The sequence below is a fragment of the Acinetobacter sp. L-24 genome, from assembly GCF_056857555.1.
On the sequence record NZ_JBSXNI010000044.1, the window covers coordinates 188,195 to 202,758 of the forward strand.

Annotated in this window: 10 protein-coding genes and 2 tRNA genes; 5 read left to right on the plus strand and 7 right to left on the minus strand. The window is 43.3% G+C overall.

The features are described 5' to 3' along the window. The 3 genes from AC13CK_RS12460 to AC13CK_RS12470 all read left to right on the plus strand — a co-directional run bounded on the left by AC13CK_RS12460 (position 1) and on the right by AC13CK_RS12470 (position 6,627). The gene (locus AC13CK_RS12460) at positions 1-2,877 is read left to right on the plus strand and encodes a putative bifunctional diguanylate cyclase/phosphodiesterase (protein ID WP_425878836.1); all 2,877 of its coding nucleotides are present in this window, start codon (positions 1-3) and stop codon (positions 2,875-2,877) included. Between the two features lie 140 nt (positions 2,878-3,017). Next, positions 3,018-5,297 carry an NADP-dependent malic enzyme gene (locus AC13CK_RS12465; protein WP_004280528.1) on the plus strand — a complete coding sequence of 760 codons (2,280 nt, stop codon included), beginning with the start codon at positions 3,018-3,020 and terminating at the stop codon, positions 5,295-5,297. A gap of 94 nt (positions 5,298-5,391) precedes the next feature. Then, positions 5,392-6,627: a multifunctional CCA addition/repair protein gene (locus AC13CK_RS12470; protein WP_425878833.1), complete on the plus strand. Its 1,236-nt coding sequence runs from the start codon at positions 5,392-5,394 to the stop codon at positions 6,625-6,627. 83 nt (positions 6,628-6,710) lie between these two features. Here the strand turns inward: AC13CK_RS12470 and epmA are convergent, their stop codons facing one another. From epmA to greB, 5 genes are all read right to left on the minus strand, one after another. Then, positions 6,711-7,685, minus strand: a complete 975-nt coding sequence (gene epmA, locus AC13CK_RS12475) for an EF-P lysine aminoacylase EpmA (RefSeq protein WP_164542754.1) — start codon at positions 7,683-7,685, stop codon at positions 6,711-6,713. Next, positions 7,682-8,749 (minus strand): 4-phosphoerythronate dehydrogenase, encoded by a 1,068-nt coding sequence (locus tag AC13CK_RS12480; protein WP_425878831.1) that lies wholly within the window; start codon positions 8,747-8,749, stop codon positions 7,682-7,684. Before AC13CK_RS12480 ends, epmA begins: the two co-directional genes overlap by 4 nt. A gap of 180 nt (positions 8,750-8,929) precedes the next feature. Continuing rightward, positions 8,930-9,019 (minus strand) — tRNA-Ser (locus AC13CK_RS12485). Between the two features lie 273 nt (positions 9,020-9,292). Beyond that, positions 9,293-9,382, minus strand: a tRNA-Ser gene (locus AC13CK_RS12490). Between the two features lie 88 nt (positions 9,383-9,470). After that, positions 9,471-9,965 carry a transcription elongation factor GreB gene (gene greB / locus AC13CK_RS12495; RefSeq protein WP_004645740.1) on the minus strand — a complete coding sequence of 165 codons (495 nt, stop codon included), beginning with the start codon at positions 9,963-9,965 and terminating at the stop codon, positions 9,471-9,473. Between the two features lie 362 nt (positions 9,966-10,327). On the opposite strand from greB, the gene AC13CK_RS12500 reads away from it, so the two are divergent. Next, entirely contained in the window at positions 10,328-11,443 is a 1,116-nt protein-coding gene (locus tag AC13CK_RS12500) for an MltF family protein (protein ID WP_005252511.1), read from the plus strand. A 94-nt stretch (positions 11,444-11,537) separates the two neighbouring features. Here AC13CK_RS12500 and AC13CK_RS12505 read toward each other — a convergent pair whose 3' ends face one another. Then, complete coding sequence (locus AC13CK_RS12505; protein WP_004280536.1) at positions 11,538-11,924, minus strand: SCP2 sterol-binding domain-containing protein; 387 nt, start codon at positions 11,922-11,924, stop codon at positions 11,538-11,540. 206 nt (positions 11,925-12,130) lie between these two features. Then, a complete protein-coding gene (ttcA, locus tag AC13CK_RS12510; protein WP_004280538.1) occupies positions 12,131-13,057 on the minus strand; it encodes a tRNA 2-thiocytidine(32) synthetase TtcA in 927 nt (308 codons plus the stop codon). A 499-nt stretch (positions 13,058-13,556) separates the two neighbouring features. On the opposite strand from ttcA, the gene AC13CK_RS12515 reads away from it, so the two are divergent. Further along, entirely contained in the window at positions 13,557-14,429 is an 873-nt protein-coding gene (locus AC13CK_RS12515; RefSeq protein WP_425878828.1) for a lytic transglycosylase domain-containing protein, read from the plus strand. Positions 14,430-14,564: the final 135 nt, after the last annotated feature.

The following is a 14,564-nucleotide window of genomic DNA, read 5'->3' on the forward strand; positions in this document are numbered from 1 at the left end:
ATGGTTGATAATCAGGACGACTATATTCAGCAGCATTTGCATGATGCTCAAATTGCGAATACGCTTCGCCATAGTCGCTATTTTTTGCTCAGTATCATGGTGATTTGCCTCTATATTTTTTGTATTTATCACATTCAATATAGTCCTTCTAATACGTATTTTAATACCTGGTTTATTCTGACAGAACTTCTGGTCAGCATGTGCTGGCTGGTGAATACGCTGTATTTCAAACCCGAACAATATAATCAGAAAAGCGCGCACCGCTGGTTACAGATGCAGAGCCTTGCAGTCGGAAGCTGTATCGCGGCCGGTATTTATACAATTTATTACTATTTGCCGCAGGCCAATCCTGTATTTGAAGATATTGAAGCACTGACCTTGTCTGCCTTGTTGCTGATTGTAAGCCAAGCATTTGGCCTGACCTACCTGACCCAGAAACTGAGCTATTTTTGTCTGGTCTTTTTGCCGTCCTTATTCCCTTTTTTACTGTCGCAGCTTGACCATGTCGGTCATTCCAATCCCTTTTTTGGTCTGGCCTTAAACTTTGCGCTCATAGTGATTCTGCTGTGCGCGACAAGTAGTTATCGAATTCACAGCCGCACCTCACGTCTGTATGCGGAAAATGATATTTTGGTGAAAAATGCAGAACAGCAAGTGCATTGGACTGATGAACTGTGCCAGCAACTCAAAACTGAAGTCAATAAATCCAAAGATATTAAACAGCAATTACAGCTCAGTAACCAATTGCTGGAGCAAAAAGTACGGGAACGTACCTATGATATTGAACAGATCAATTATGACCTGAAGAATCAGCAGCAGAATCTAAAACTTGCACATGAAATTGCCGGTATTCGGCCATGGGACTGGAATATTCAAGAGCGCAGCATCACCTTAACCAATCATAAAGACGAAAAGATTCTGCGCGATTCCAAAGATCATCATCTGCAATTACAGTATCTGATTCACCCTGAAGATCTGGCCTATTTTAAGCGCAATATGAAGCAGCATCTGCGTGGCCAGATTGAACGCTATGATGCCACTTACCGGATCAAGCTCAGTGAAGGTGGCTGGAGTTGGGTACATGATATTGGCCGGGTGATCAGTCGTGATCCTAAAAATAAAAAACCCTTGCGCATGGTCGGTATCCGTCGTGATATCCAGCAGGAACGTCTGTCTCAAGAACGTTTAAAACTGGTGGCCAGTGTACTGGAACAAGCTGCGGAAGGCATTTTCATTCTGAATCTTGATTTAGATTATATCGATGTCAATCCCCACTACGAATACCTGAGCGGTTTTGAGCGTGACCAGATCATCGGTAAATCCTTATTTGATATTGCGGTGCAAAATAAATCCCAGCAACGTACTTTTCAGGCCAATATTGTCAAACAGATTCAAAAGATTGGCTCTTATGATGGAGAGGTTTATGCCAAATTTCTGTCTGGCAAAGAGTCGACCTTATGGCTGCATATTAATGCCGTGACTGATGATGAAGGCCGGATTACCCATTATATTGGCATTGTCTCAGATCTGACTGAACGTAAATTACAGGAACAGCGTCTATCCTATCTAGAAAATTATGACACGCTGACTGACTTACCGAACCGCTTCTACTATAACTATCAGCTACATCAGTATCTGGTTTCGCAAAAAGACTCTATTAAAGAGATGGCTGTGATTCGGCTTAACATCGACCGTTTCCGCCCATTGAATGAATATCTGTCCAATAATGGCGGTGATGAACTTTTACGTCAGGTAGCGCAGCGGCTGCGCATGACCAATGCAGAAGCGTTATTTGTGGCACATCTAAATGGTGATGATTTTGCGATTCTCTATGAAATCTCACATATTCGCCCTTCAGTTCAGCACCATTGTGAACGCATCGCTCAGGCCTTTAGTAGACCATTTAATATTTACGGTCAGGATCATGTGATTACCTTGTCCATGGGTGTGGCATTTTATCCGGATCATGGCCGTCAGCTAGATTATTTAAATAACTGCGCCGAACAGGCATTGAACGAAGCCAAAAATCTCGGTGGCAACACTATTCATTTTTATTCCAGTGAAAATAATGCTTTACAGAACAAAGGGGTTTTCCTGGAACGTGATTTGCGCAAAGCAATCCAGAATAATGAACTGGTGGTGTATTATCAGCCAAAAATCAATTTCAGCGATCAAAGCATTTATGGCTTCGAAGCGCTGATTCGCTGGAACCATCCAGAAAAAGGCATTATCGCACCAGGCCTATTTATACCGTTAGCTGAACAGACCAGCCTGATTTCAGACATTGGCCGTCTGGTGATCCAGCAGGCCGCTAAACAGATTCGCCAATGGAATGATCTGGGCTTTAATCATATTTGTGTATCAGTCAATATCGTGGCGCAGCAATTGCGTCGTGGTCAATTACTTGATGATCTGGACCAAGCCATTGCAGACAACCATATTTCTGGCGCCAGCCTGGAGCTGGAAATTACCGAATCTTCTTTAATTGAAAATTCGGAAGCGGTCAAAAACCTGCTGAATGAAATTAAACAGCGACATATTCATATTGCCCTAGATGATTTCGGTACAGGTTATTCTTCTCTCTCCTATCTTGCTGATTTTCCGATTGATACTCTAAAAATTGATCGCAGTTTTGTTTGCAAGATTGGGGAAAACAAACAGGCAGCCATTGTCAGTGCTATGGTGGCCATGGGTAAAGCCATGGGCATGACCGTGGTCGCGGAAGGCATCGAGACTGAAGAGCAGCTAGAATATCTACGTGATTTAGACTGTGATATTGCCCAAGGTTACTTATTTTCCAAACCGCTTCCTGAGCAGGATGCAACCGCTTATTTAGTGCGAGACAAGACGCATCAGACTTATATATCCCAAGTCTAAGTCCATACCCCACTACAATAAGTTTGTTGGAAAAACGGCCGTCTTTGTCTGTCCGAACTGGCTAACAAATGGTATATTCAGGAACATAAATAAATTCTTTGCCCGCTGACCGGGTAATCTTTACAACGATCGAGAGACTGATGGACGAACAATCTTTAAAGCAACAGGCCCTTTACTATCACGAGTTTCCTACCCCGGGGAAAATCAGCGTTACACCAAGCAAACAATTGGTCAACCAACGTGACTTGGCCCTTGCTTACTCGCCTGGCGTAGCTGCACCATGTCTTGAGATTGAACGCGATCCTTCAACTGCTGCATTGTATACGGCTCGTGGCAACCTGGTTGCTGTCGTGACCAACGGTACTGCCGTGCTTGGCCTGGGTAATATTGGTCCTTTAGCTTCTAAACCAGTGATGGAAGGTAAAGGCGTATTATTCAAAAAATTCGCTGGCGTTGATGTATTCGATATCGAAATTGCTGAAAATGATCCAGACAAGATTGTGGATATTGTCGCTGCATTAGAACCGACTTTCGGCGGGATTAACCTTGAAGATATCAAGGCGCCAGAGTGTTTCTATATCGAGCAAAAACTGCGTGAACGCATGAATATTCCGGTATTCCATGATGATCAGCACGGTACTTCGATCATTGTCGGTTCTGCGCTCCTCAATGCGTTACAAATCAACGGCAAAAAAATTGAAGATATCAAGATCGTGGCTTCAGGCGCGGGTGCTGCTGCACTGTCTTGTTTGAATCTGCTTTGTGCTCTGGGTGCTAAAAAAGAGAATATCATCGTTGCCGATTCACGCGGTCTGCTGACTACGCATCGTGAAGGCCTGGATGAATCCAAGAAAGCCTATGTACAAGACATCGAAGCTACTCAGCTCGGTGACGTGATTGCGGGTGCAGACATGTTCCTCGGTCTTTCTGCTGCGGGCATTTTGACCAAAGAAATGGTCAAGGTCATGGCTGAAGATCCGATCATCTTTGCCTTGGCAAACCCGGATCCAGAAATTCTGCCTGAACATGCGCATGAAGTACGTGATGACGTGATCATGGCAACTGGCCGTTCTGACTATCCGAACCAGGTGAATAACGCACTGTGCTTCCCGTACATCTTCCGTGGTGCATTGGACGTTGGTGCAACCACCATTAACGAAGAAATGAAAATTGCCTGTGTCCACGCGATCGCGCGTATGGCACACGTTGAAGCTGATGCGGCGACTTATGGTGAAAAATCTGCATCATTTGGCCGTGAATACCTGATTCCGGGACCACTGGATCAACGTTTGATTCTAGAAATCGCACCTGCTGTTGCACAAGCAGCCATGGATTCTGGCGTGGCAACACGTCCAATCACGGATTTCTCGCATTATCGTCAACGTTTGTCTGAGTTTGTCTACAACTCTGCATTCATGATGAAACCGATTTTCGAACAAGCCAAATCTGATCCTAAACGTATTGCTTATGCGGAAGGTGAAGACCTGCGTGTACTTCGCGCAGTTCAAATTGCGGTAGATGATGGTCTGGCAATTCCAATTCTGGTGGGTCGCCCAGCTGTAATTGAAGCCAACATCAAAAAATTGGGTCTACGTCTTGAAGATGGCGTGAATATCACGATTGTTGATCAGGAAAAGAACCCCAACTATGAAATGTTTGCAGATGATTATTACAACATCATGCAGCGTAAGGGTGTAACGCCTGAATATGCACAGCGTGAAGCACGTCGTCGCTCGACCCTGATCGCAGCGATGCTTGTGAAACATGGTATGGCAGACGGTATGCTGTGTGGTACATATTCAAGCTACGACATTCACCTGGACTTCGTCAGCAACATCATTGGCAAGAAAGATGGTCATAACACTTTCTTTACCCTGAATGCCTTGATGCTTGAAGACCGCAACCTGTTCATTGCCGATACCTATGTCAACACCAACCCAACGGCTGAACAGCTGGCTGAAATGACCATTCTGGCCGCTGAAGAAGTTCGCCGTTTTGGTATGACACCACGTATTGCCCTGCTGTCTCACTCAAGTTTTGGTTCAGACCAGCATGATGCCAGCGCGCAAAAAATGCGTAAAGTATATGACATCCTGTCTGAAATCGCGCCTGAGCTGGAAGTTGAAGGTGAAATGCACGGTGATGCTGCACTGGATGAGAACATTCGTCAGTTTGCATTCCCGAATTCACGTTTCAAAGGCTCTGCAAACCTGCTGATCATGCCGAATCTGGATGCAGCCAATATCTCGTTCAACCTGTTAAAGGCAACTTCAGGCAACAACGTAACGATTGGTCCAATTCTTCTAGGTGCTGCGAAACCTGTCCACATTTTGACGCCGACTGCGACCACGCGCCGTGTGATCAACATGACTGCACTGACTGTTGCTGAAATCCAGCAAGCAGAACAAGATGCACTTTAAGCCAATGACAAGATAACGACGCATCAGCCTCGTTTCTTAACTTGAGAAAACCTCTATTCTGTAGCATGATGCTTGTAAGAATAGAGGTTTTTTCATGCAAGTTTATTTAGTAGGCGGCGCAGTTCGAGATCATTTGCTCGGACACCCCTATCACGAAAAAGATTATGTGGTCGTTGGTGCAACTCCCGCGCAAATGCTTGACTTAGGCTATCAGCCCGTAGGCAAAGATTTCCCTGTTTTTCTACATCCCCAAACAAAAGAAGAATATGCACTGGCGCGTACCGAACGTAAATCTGGCGCCGGTTATCATGGTTTTGAGTTTCATACCGATGTCAGCGTTACACTGGAGCAAGATCTGATTCGTCGCGATCTGACCATTAATGCCATGGCCATGGACGATGCCGGCCACGTTTATGATCCTTATGGTGGTCAACAGGATCTGGAAAACCGGATTCTACGTCATGTTTCCAATGCCTTTGTCGAAGATCCATTACGGGTACTGCGGATTGCCCGTTTTGCTGCCCGTTATACCAGTGCAGGCTTTGTGATTGCCGATGAAACCTTGGCATTAATGCAACGCTTGACTGAAACCGGTGAATTAAATGCATTGACACCGGAACGCGTCTGGAAAGAGACTTCCCGTGCTTTATCCGAACGTCATGCTGATGTGTATTTTGAAGTATTACGTCAATGTGGTGCTTTAAAGGTGCTATTCCCTGAGATTGATGCCTTATATGGCATTCCACAGCGCCCTGAATATCATCCGGAAATTGACTGCGGCATTCACACCATGATGTCCTTGCAGCAGGCGTGTCGTCAAAATTATAGTCTGGATGTACGTTTTGCCGTTTTAGTGCATGACTTAGGAAAAGCTTTGACGCCGCTTGAAGAATTACCGCGACATATCATGCATGAAGAGCGAGGCATCAAGCCAGTGAATGACCTGTGTGACCGTTTAAAAGTGCCGACGTATACCAAGCAGCTGGCTTTGGCTGTGTGCAAAGAGCATCTGAAATGCCATCAGGCCTTCAATCTTAAGCCGGGAACCTTATGGCGATTATTGCAACGTCTGGATGTGTTACGTCGCCCTGAACGTGTCGAAGCTTTTGTTCAGGCGTGTGAATGTGATTCACGTGGCCGTCTAGGTCTGGAAGATCGTGCTTATCCACAAGCCCAATACGTCCTTGATGCAATGCAGACCGTACGTGCCATCAAGGCACAAGACCTGCCTGCCGATATTCAGGGACCGGATATTGGCGAAATGCTGATTGAACGACGGATTCAGGCACTTGGTGAGCTTAAAGCACAACAAACCGCAACAATTGAATAATAAAAAAAGCACCTTCGGGTGCTTTTTTTATAGCTTAATTTCTCTTTATCAAAAAAGGAATTAAAACTATCTAATTCGCTGGATCAGGAAATATCTGCCGGAAAAGTAATCACCTTTTCCAGTTTCATTTGATTAGTTGCAATCATCAATAAACGGTCAATTCCCAAGGCAATCCCTGAACATTCCGGCATCTTCGGTAAAGCCGCCAGTAAATATTCATCGATGGGCATGACATGCAAGCTAAGTTTGGCTCGTTCAGCATTATCTGCCTCAAAGCGCGAACGTAATACGTCAGCATCAATCAGTTCATCATAAGCATTGGCCAATTCTAAACCTTCGATATACAGCTCAAAACGTGCGGCGACCAGTTCACCCTCTTCATCGATTCGGGTTTTGGCCAAAGAAGCCATTTCAGGGGGGAAATCGGTCAGGAATACTGCGGTATCAAACCCCAGACTCGGTTCAACCATATGTGAAAATAACAAGTCGATATAGCCAAGACGGTCATTTCCCAGATCCAGATTAAGACCAACGCGGCGGCAGCAATCTTTCAATTCCTGTAAAGTTGCCTGAAGCGGATTGAGATCCAGACGATCCATGAACGCGTGCTTATAACTCAAAATGGTCGGACGTATTTCGCCAAAACGTGCTTTCAAGGTCACATTCAACAGATCAGATACTTCAAACATCAAATCTTTTAAACTAAATCCCGGACGATACCATTCCAGCATGGTGAATTCGCTATTGTGCTTACGCCCATGTTCATCATTGCGGAAGACCTTACAGATTTGGTAAATGGGTCCACTACCACTGGCCAATAAGCGCTTCATAGCAAATTCGGGTGAGGTCTGCAAATAATGCGTATTCAGTTTACCCAGCACATGGCGCTGTGCCTGTACCGAGGCTAAATGCACATCGGTCACACCGGCTTGAGACAAAATCGGTGTTTCCACCTCTAATACATCCCGCTCAGCGAAAAATTGACGGATTTGACGATATAAGGTCGCCCGTGCACGCATGGCTTGAAGGTCACAAGTGGGTTGATACGTCATCGTCATGCCTTCGGCCCACCATGTGCTGCCCACTCACGACGCAGCGGGTAGGTTTTACGTAAATGATCAAATGCCTGCTGATCGATTCTGCCTTCTTTGAGACAGGCACGTAGATTGGCATCATCACGAGCAATGTCATAAATTTGGGATAAATGCTGTTGCAATGCCATTTTTAAATCCTGCCCCTGAAAAAACTGCTCACAGATAGGCAGCTGGGATTCAAACTGTTTATTGGCTGCAAAACCGAAAGTTTGACAAAAAGCTTCGTAAATCATCTGGGTACCACGTGCCTTGCCTTCCAGGCTATAGCCGGCAATATGCGGAGTCACCAAAGTCACCAGATCCAGAAGTTCTGCTGAAATCAGCGGTTCGTGTTCAAAAACATCCAAAATTACGGGGCGTTGTGTCGCTTTAATATCTTGAATTAAGGCAGTTTCTTCAATCACTGGCCCACGCGCTGAGTTAATCAGGATCGCGTCAGGCTGCATTTTTGCCAACGCAGTAGCATTAAATAAATGATAGGTTGGATATATGCCTGTTTTGGTTAAAGGGACATGAATTGAAACGGCGTCCGCCTGCTGCAGCAGTTCATGAAATTCGACTTGATCAACCTGCTCTCTTTGCACAAAAGGATCGCAACCGATCACGCGCCAGCCCAAGAGCTTCGCCATATAAGCCAGTCGGGTTCCGACATTACCCAAACCGACAATACCCAGGGTAAATGTCGTATTGGCATCGAGTAATTCAGGACGTACCTGCAATAATGCGGTAATGACATATTCAGCCACTGCTTGCGCATTACAGCCGGCTGCATTACTCCACTGAATCCCATGTTGTTCTAATGCAGCAATATCCAAATGATCTGTACCAATGGTGGCACTGCCCACAAATTTGATCGAACTATTCTGTAGCAGTACTTCATTGACCTGAGTCACTGAACGTACCAGCAAGCTATCGGCATCTTTGACATCATCTGCGCTTAAGGTTCGCCCTGCACAATGTTGAATGTCACCAAATTCGGAAAAGAAATAATCGGTAAATGCCAGATTTTCATCTGCGACAATTTTCATAATGAGATCCATATGATGCTTGGGCGTATGATAGCGCGTTGACGCCTCTGACTCTATATTTGGCCGATACGTCCATTTTTCAAGATTTTATGAATTAAGTTCAGGACTGAAGAATTTAATATTCAAGATCTGCAGCCTAAAAAGAAAAACCCCAATCTTTCGACTGGGGTTTTAAAAATTTGGCGGAAGCGGTGAGATTCGAACTCACGGAGGACTCACACCCTCGTCGGTTTTCAAGACCGGTGCATTAAACCGCTCTGCCACGCTTCCTTGGCCGCCATCATATAAATAAATTAGATTTTTGGCAATAAAATTTAGCGAAACTTCTATAAAAAGCGGCTTATTCAGCTAAAAATCATCCGAAATCAAAGCCAACCTGGGCATTTTCATTCAAAGATTTGAATCTTGAAATGATCTTGAGTTGTATTCAACTCAGTAGAGAATAATGAGAGAAATAATCACATTCAGCATCAAGCGGATCAACAACTGAAAAAATATTCAGAAATAAAAAAACCCAGTCAAATTGACTGGGTTTTTAAAATTTGGCGGAAGCGGTGAGATTCGAACTCACGGAGGACTCACACCCTCGTCGGTTTTCAAGACCGGTGCATTAAACCGCTCTGCCACGCTTCCATGGCCGACATGATATAAACAAAAATCATGCTTGGCAAATATTTTTATGCTTTCACTGCATCAACTGCACAAAATAAAATCAATTCCATTAATCTGCTGAATTTTCTGGCTTTTCATAACGAATTGAGTTGATGAACCAAAGTTTCTTGCCGGAGGGGGTCAATACCTCGGCCTCATCATCGACCTGCTTGCCTAATAACGCGCGTGCCATCGGTGAACTGATCGAAATATGCTGCGGATGATGATCATAAATTTCATCTACACCGACAATACGTAAAGTTTTTTGTTCACCTTCTTCATTTTCAATGTCCACCCAGGCACCAAAATAGACCTTGCCCTCTTGCTCCGGGGAAAAATCTATAATTTTCAGCTCTTCGAGGCGCTTGCCGAGATACCTGACCCGTCGATCAATTTTACGCAAAATTTGCTTGTTATATTGGTAGTCTGCATTTTCAGAACGGTCGCCGAGACTAGCGGCCCAGTTTACTTTTTTGGTAATTTCAGGGCGCTCTTCATGCCAGAGATTCTTAAGTTCTGCCACCAATTTATCGTGTCCAGCACGGGTGATTAAGTTGGATTTCATACGTCTTGCTGATCATATTTTCAGTGTTTTAACTTACAAACAGCTTATTTTATTTACCATTTTAACACAATGGCAAAATTCCAAAAAAATTAACCCTATATTTCAATATCTTAAAATTATTTTTAAAAATAATTTGTGTACAAAATTTGACAATCGTTTTTCAGATCATTAATATGCCAGCAACTCCAGGAAATGCTTACTTTTTAATCTATGTAGTTTTTCTACATAATTATCTTTAAATCTCTTGTCATTTTGAATGACGTCATGACTGCCCAACCCTTATTGAATTTATCAAACTGTTAAAATTTCTGGCTTTATTGGCTGTGATTTTTAGGGCATAAATTACTTGTAGCGGAGACAACATGCACAGTAGTTCATCCACTGGGTCGAGGCTTTGCCTAAGATCTGTAATTTCTTCTCTCCCTTTGAAAGTACTTGTACTGAGCACTGCATTTATTCCCCTACACAGTATCAATGCAAGTAAGACCACACTTCAGTTTGATCATGTGGTCAATAGCAATAAGTTGACCGTGGTTGCGGTTGAAAATCCGACTACCGTATTCCAGGATGGACAACATCTACATGGCTTCGGTTATGATCTGGTTCGTAACTATGCCAACAATCTGAATGTAAAGCTCGATTTTAAAATCGTTCCTGATAATAATACGGCACTACAATGGGTTGCTCAGGGTAAAGCCAATCTGGCTATGACAACTACCGATATACGCACCATTGAAAACAAGCGTTTGACGTCATTCTCAGCCACTTGTGGCGATGAATCGATTCTGTCGAGTAATGGCTTGAATACCAATTTAAACCTAGTATTTAAATCTGCTACAGATCCTTTGAGCCAGACGGCCAGTGCTTTTGTCTGCAAAGGTAAACAAAGTGGTGCCATCAAGCAGCTTGCTTCATTTTATAATCAGAATGTGGTGAAAGAGGAATCCTGGACCACCATTCAACGTGATTTGAACAATCGCCTGCCGATCTATGAAGCGAGTTTTAAACAGACAGCGCAGCAGTATGATCTGGATTGGCATTTACTGGCGGCCATTGGTTATCAGGAATCTTATCTGAAACCGAATTCAGTTTCTCCGACGGGTGTGCGTGGTTTGATGATGCTGACCAACAGTACAGCAAAAGCCATGGGCGTGAGTAACCGTACCGATCCTGCTCAAAGTATTCAGGGTGGTGCCAAGTATTATGATCAAATGCTTAGTCGCTATGAGCATATTCCTTTTCCAGATCGGAACTGGTTTGCACTGGTAGCGTATAATATGGGTCCAGGTGCAGTGAATCAGTTGCAAAAGCGCATTCAGTCGCAAGGCAAGAACCCGAATAACTGGGTGAACTTATATGCCTATCTGGATCAGAATAAGGCCAATAATGGTCGTTACCGTCAAGCGGTGCAATATGTAACCCGTATTCGTGCTTATCTGGAGCATATCAAGACTACACCGCAATTGGTGAATATCTAAGCTGAAATCTTAGCGTTAATCAAAATGCCATAAAAAAAAGCTTACCTCAGGGTAAGCTTTTTTGGTCTTTATTCGGGCGAATGTCTTAGCAGAATTAAGCCGTGGTATTTTCAAGTACTTTCTTGAACAAATCTTTTTGTTCCTGACTTGGTTTTGCAGTTTGAAGTGCCATCAATTGTGACATATCACCCTGTACTTTGATTTTACCGGTCATGAAGGCCTGCATCGCAGCAGCCATATCAAACTCTAGAAAAACTTTACGTAGAGTTTCGCCATCCATATTCAGCGTAGTTTTGGCATTTGAAGACAAACCTTTTTTGATTGCCCCACCATCTAAAGATAGTTCAGTATTACCTGTAGTGTCCGCTACAACCAAATTAATCGCAAGGTTCGCCAAAGCTGGTGGCAAATTCAAATCGCCAGCTTGCGCAGTTAGAGTTTCTACAGTTGAAAACCAATCATCAGTTAAAAAAGCAGGCATGATCTTTCCTCAAATTATTTGTTCATTTGTGTCGACTATCCAGACGACATCATGTTGAAGCTATTATGCTTGTGCTTTGTTATATCATGATCATTAGCGCAAAGGCTAACGAATTTTGTACGCGCCGTTCAATTTTTGTAGTTCTATTTTTATTTATGTTTATAAGCAGACATCAACCCGCAGGCTGATGTCTACACGTTCTAAAATTAGTCTGCAGCAAAGCCCAGATTGACCATATTGATCCGACGGTTCTCGCCTTCCACAGCTTCTTCAGTTGAATCACCGCCTTTGAAGTCGAATTCACGCTGGCTGTCCAGCACTTCAAAATCAAATAATTCACGATCGACCAGCTGCGATGGCGAAACATTTTGCAATGCGCCAAAAATGCTGTGCAGACGTTTTGGATGTGCTTTATCCCAATCACGTAACATGTCATTGATAATTGCGCGCTGCAGGTTGTCCTGAGAGCCACATAAATTACATGGAATAATTGGAAATTGACGCATTTCTGCATATTTGATGATGTCTTTTTCTTCCACATAGGCCAGTGGGCGAATCAGAATGTTCTTTTTGTCTGAAGACAACAGTTTTGGTGGCATAGCTTTCAAGCTGCCGCCATGGAACAGGTTCAGGAAGAAAGTCGCCAAGATATCATCACGATGATGGCCTAAAGCAACTTTGGTCGCGCCAATTTCCTGCGCAAAACCGTATAAAGAACCACGACGCAAACGCGAACAGACTGCACAATAGGTTTTGCCTTCTGGCGTCAGTTTTTTGGTAATGCTGTAGGTGTCTTTTTCCAGAATGTAATACGGAATATTATTTTCTTCTAAATAACGCGGTAGAACATCTTCAGGGAAGCCTGGCTGTTTCTGATCCAGATTCACAGCCACTACATCGAAATTGATCGGTGCGATGCGCTTGAACTGTAGCAGGATATCCAACAGGGTATAACTGTCTTTACCACCAGAAATACACACCATGACCTTATCGCCTTCTTCAATCATCTTGAAGTCACGAATGGCATGTCCGACCTGGCGGCGAAGCTTCTTCAACAAACGGTAGTAGGCTGAGCTTGTTGGCAGTTCAGGTTTGAAATTAAATCCTTGTTCGGACTCAACTGGCGAGTACATAGACGAGATTAACCCATAAAAAAAATACCGCGCAATTTTAGCCGATTCAGACCGCTATCGCATCAAAAGAATTTATTTTCATGAAAATGTCTTATTAGTTTCATTTTCATGTTTTATTTAGATTGATATATTGAACGATTGCGTTCATTTTTTAGTCAAGATGCTTATCTTTTGGACTTTTCCACAGTTGTCCACAAAAGCTGTGGATAACTTTGTGGATTGAAACAGACTTGACAACTTGTCCGGCTCAAAAGATAAGGCTTTTCTTTGAATTGATCATTTTTTGATCAATTTAATTATTTATAAAAATCAATTAGTTAAACCTGTCAAGCCTAAGGTTTTAAATTAAATCATATTTTTTTTTCTACTGCTAAAATGTAAAAAATGACTTGCATTTACAAACTCGTTTATAAATGCAGCGCACAAGTCTTTTCATTCCGTAATTTTTTGTTAAACTCTTTATTGAATTTTTCTCGCTTGTGTTTACTTAATATAAACAATGAAAATAAATGTGTATGTTTTGGGGCGTTATGGGATCAGTGGTTTGCTATTAGCAAGCTGTTGTCATTTTGCTTATGCCGGTCAAACGATCTATCAATTACGTGACAGTAATGGCAGTACTTTATTGACCAATAAGAAAAGTCGCTATAACCATCTACAGGTAGAAAAGAAAACCTATTATCCAGACAGCAATATTCACAGTTATAGCAACTGGGGTTCAAGTGAAGCTTCGGTATTGCCAAGTTATAGTAAAAATAAAAATGCCTATGACTCGATCATCCGTCAGGCAGCACAAACCTATGGTGTATCTGAAGGCTTGATTAAAGCCGTGATGCATACCGAATCCGGTTTTAATGTGCAGGCACGTTCTCCAGTCGGTGCACAGGGCTTAATGCAACTCATGCCGGCGACTGCCCGTCGTTTTAATGTCAGCAACGCTTATGACCCGCAGCAGAATATTATGGCAGGTGCCAAATATCTGGCCTGGTTATTGAAACGTTTTAATGGCAACACCACCTTGGCACTGGCAGGCTATAATGCCGGTGAAGGTAATGTTGCCAAATATAAGGGTGTGCCACCGTTTCGTGAAACTCAGGACTATGTCCGTCGTGTCAGCAGCCGTTATCAGAACTTATATGCTCAGGGAATTGGCAATACTAGTGCTACCTATACAGCATCTTCTGGTACTGGCCGTGTGATTGCCAGTTCTGACAATTATTCGATTGAAACCACCACAGCTTCCAATATTCAGGCTGCCAAGTATCAGCGTCAGATCATTGCTCAAGCGGATGGCAGTTTCACCGATGCACCGGCAGGCTCATATGCCACCGCGAATGCGTCAGCATCTGCAAAAATATATTTAAGTGAATAACTCCTAAACAGCTTTGTTTTTAAAGACCTATGTTTCAATTTGCACAAAAAATATCCTGTGTTTTTTGTAGCCAAATGCTATTTTTTCCTTGAATTCTTCTCGATTTCACCGCATATTGATTTCAATGATTTACAT

Excerpts from the sequence above, each read along its gene's own strand:
- AC13CK_RS12460 (WP_425878836.1), top strand. The coding sequence starts at position 1 with ATGGTTGATAATCAGGACGACTATATTCAGCAGCATTTGCATGATGCT.
- AC13CK_RS12465 (WP_004280528.1), top strand. The coding sequence starts at position 3,018 with ATGGACGAACAATCTTTAAAGCAACAGGCCCTTTACTATCACGAGTTT.
- AC13CK_RS12470 (WP_425878833.1), top strand. The coding sequence starts at position 5,392 with ATGCAAGTTTATTTAGTAGGCGGCGCAGTTCGAGATCATTTGCTCGGA.
- epmA (WP_164542754.1), bottom strand. The coding sequence starts at position 7,685 with ATGACGATGACGTATCAACCCACTTGTGACCTTCAAGCCATGCGTGCA.
- AC13CK_RS12480 (WP_425878831.1), bottom strand. The coding sequence starts at position 8,749 with ATGAAAATTGTCGCAGATGAAAATCTGGCATTTACCGATTATTTCTTT.
- greB (WP_004645740.1), bottom strand. The coding sequence starts at position 9,965 with ATGAAATCCAACTTAATCACCCGTGCTGGACACGATAAATTGGTGGCA.
- AC13CK_RS12500 (WP_005252511.1), top strand. The coding sequence starts at position 10,328 with ATGCACAGTAGTTCATCCACTGGGTCGAGGCTTTGCCTAAGATCTGTA.
- AC13CK_RS12505 (WP_004280536.1), bottom strand. The coding sequence starts at position 11,924 with ATGCCTGCTTTTTTAACTGATGATTGGTTTTCAACTGTAGAAACTCTA.
- ttcA (WP_004280538.1), bottom strand. The coding sequence starts at position 13,057 with ATGTACTCGCCAGTTGAGTCCGAACAAGGATTTAATTTCAAACCTGAA.
- AC13CK_RS12515 (WP_425878828.1), top strand. The coding sequence starts at position 13,557 with ATGAAAATAAATGTGTATGTTTTGGGGCGTTATGGGATCAGTGGTTTG.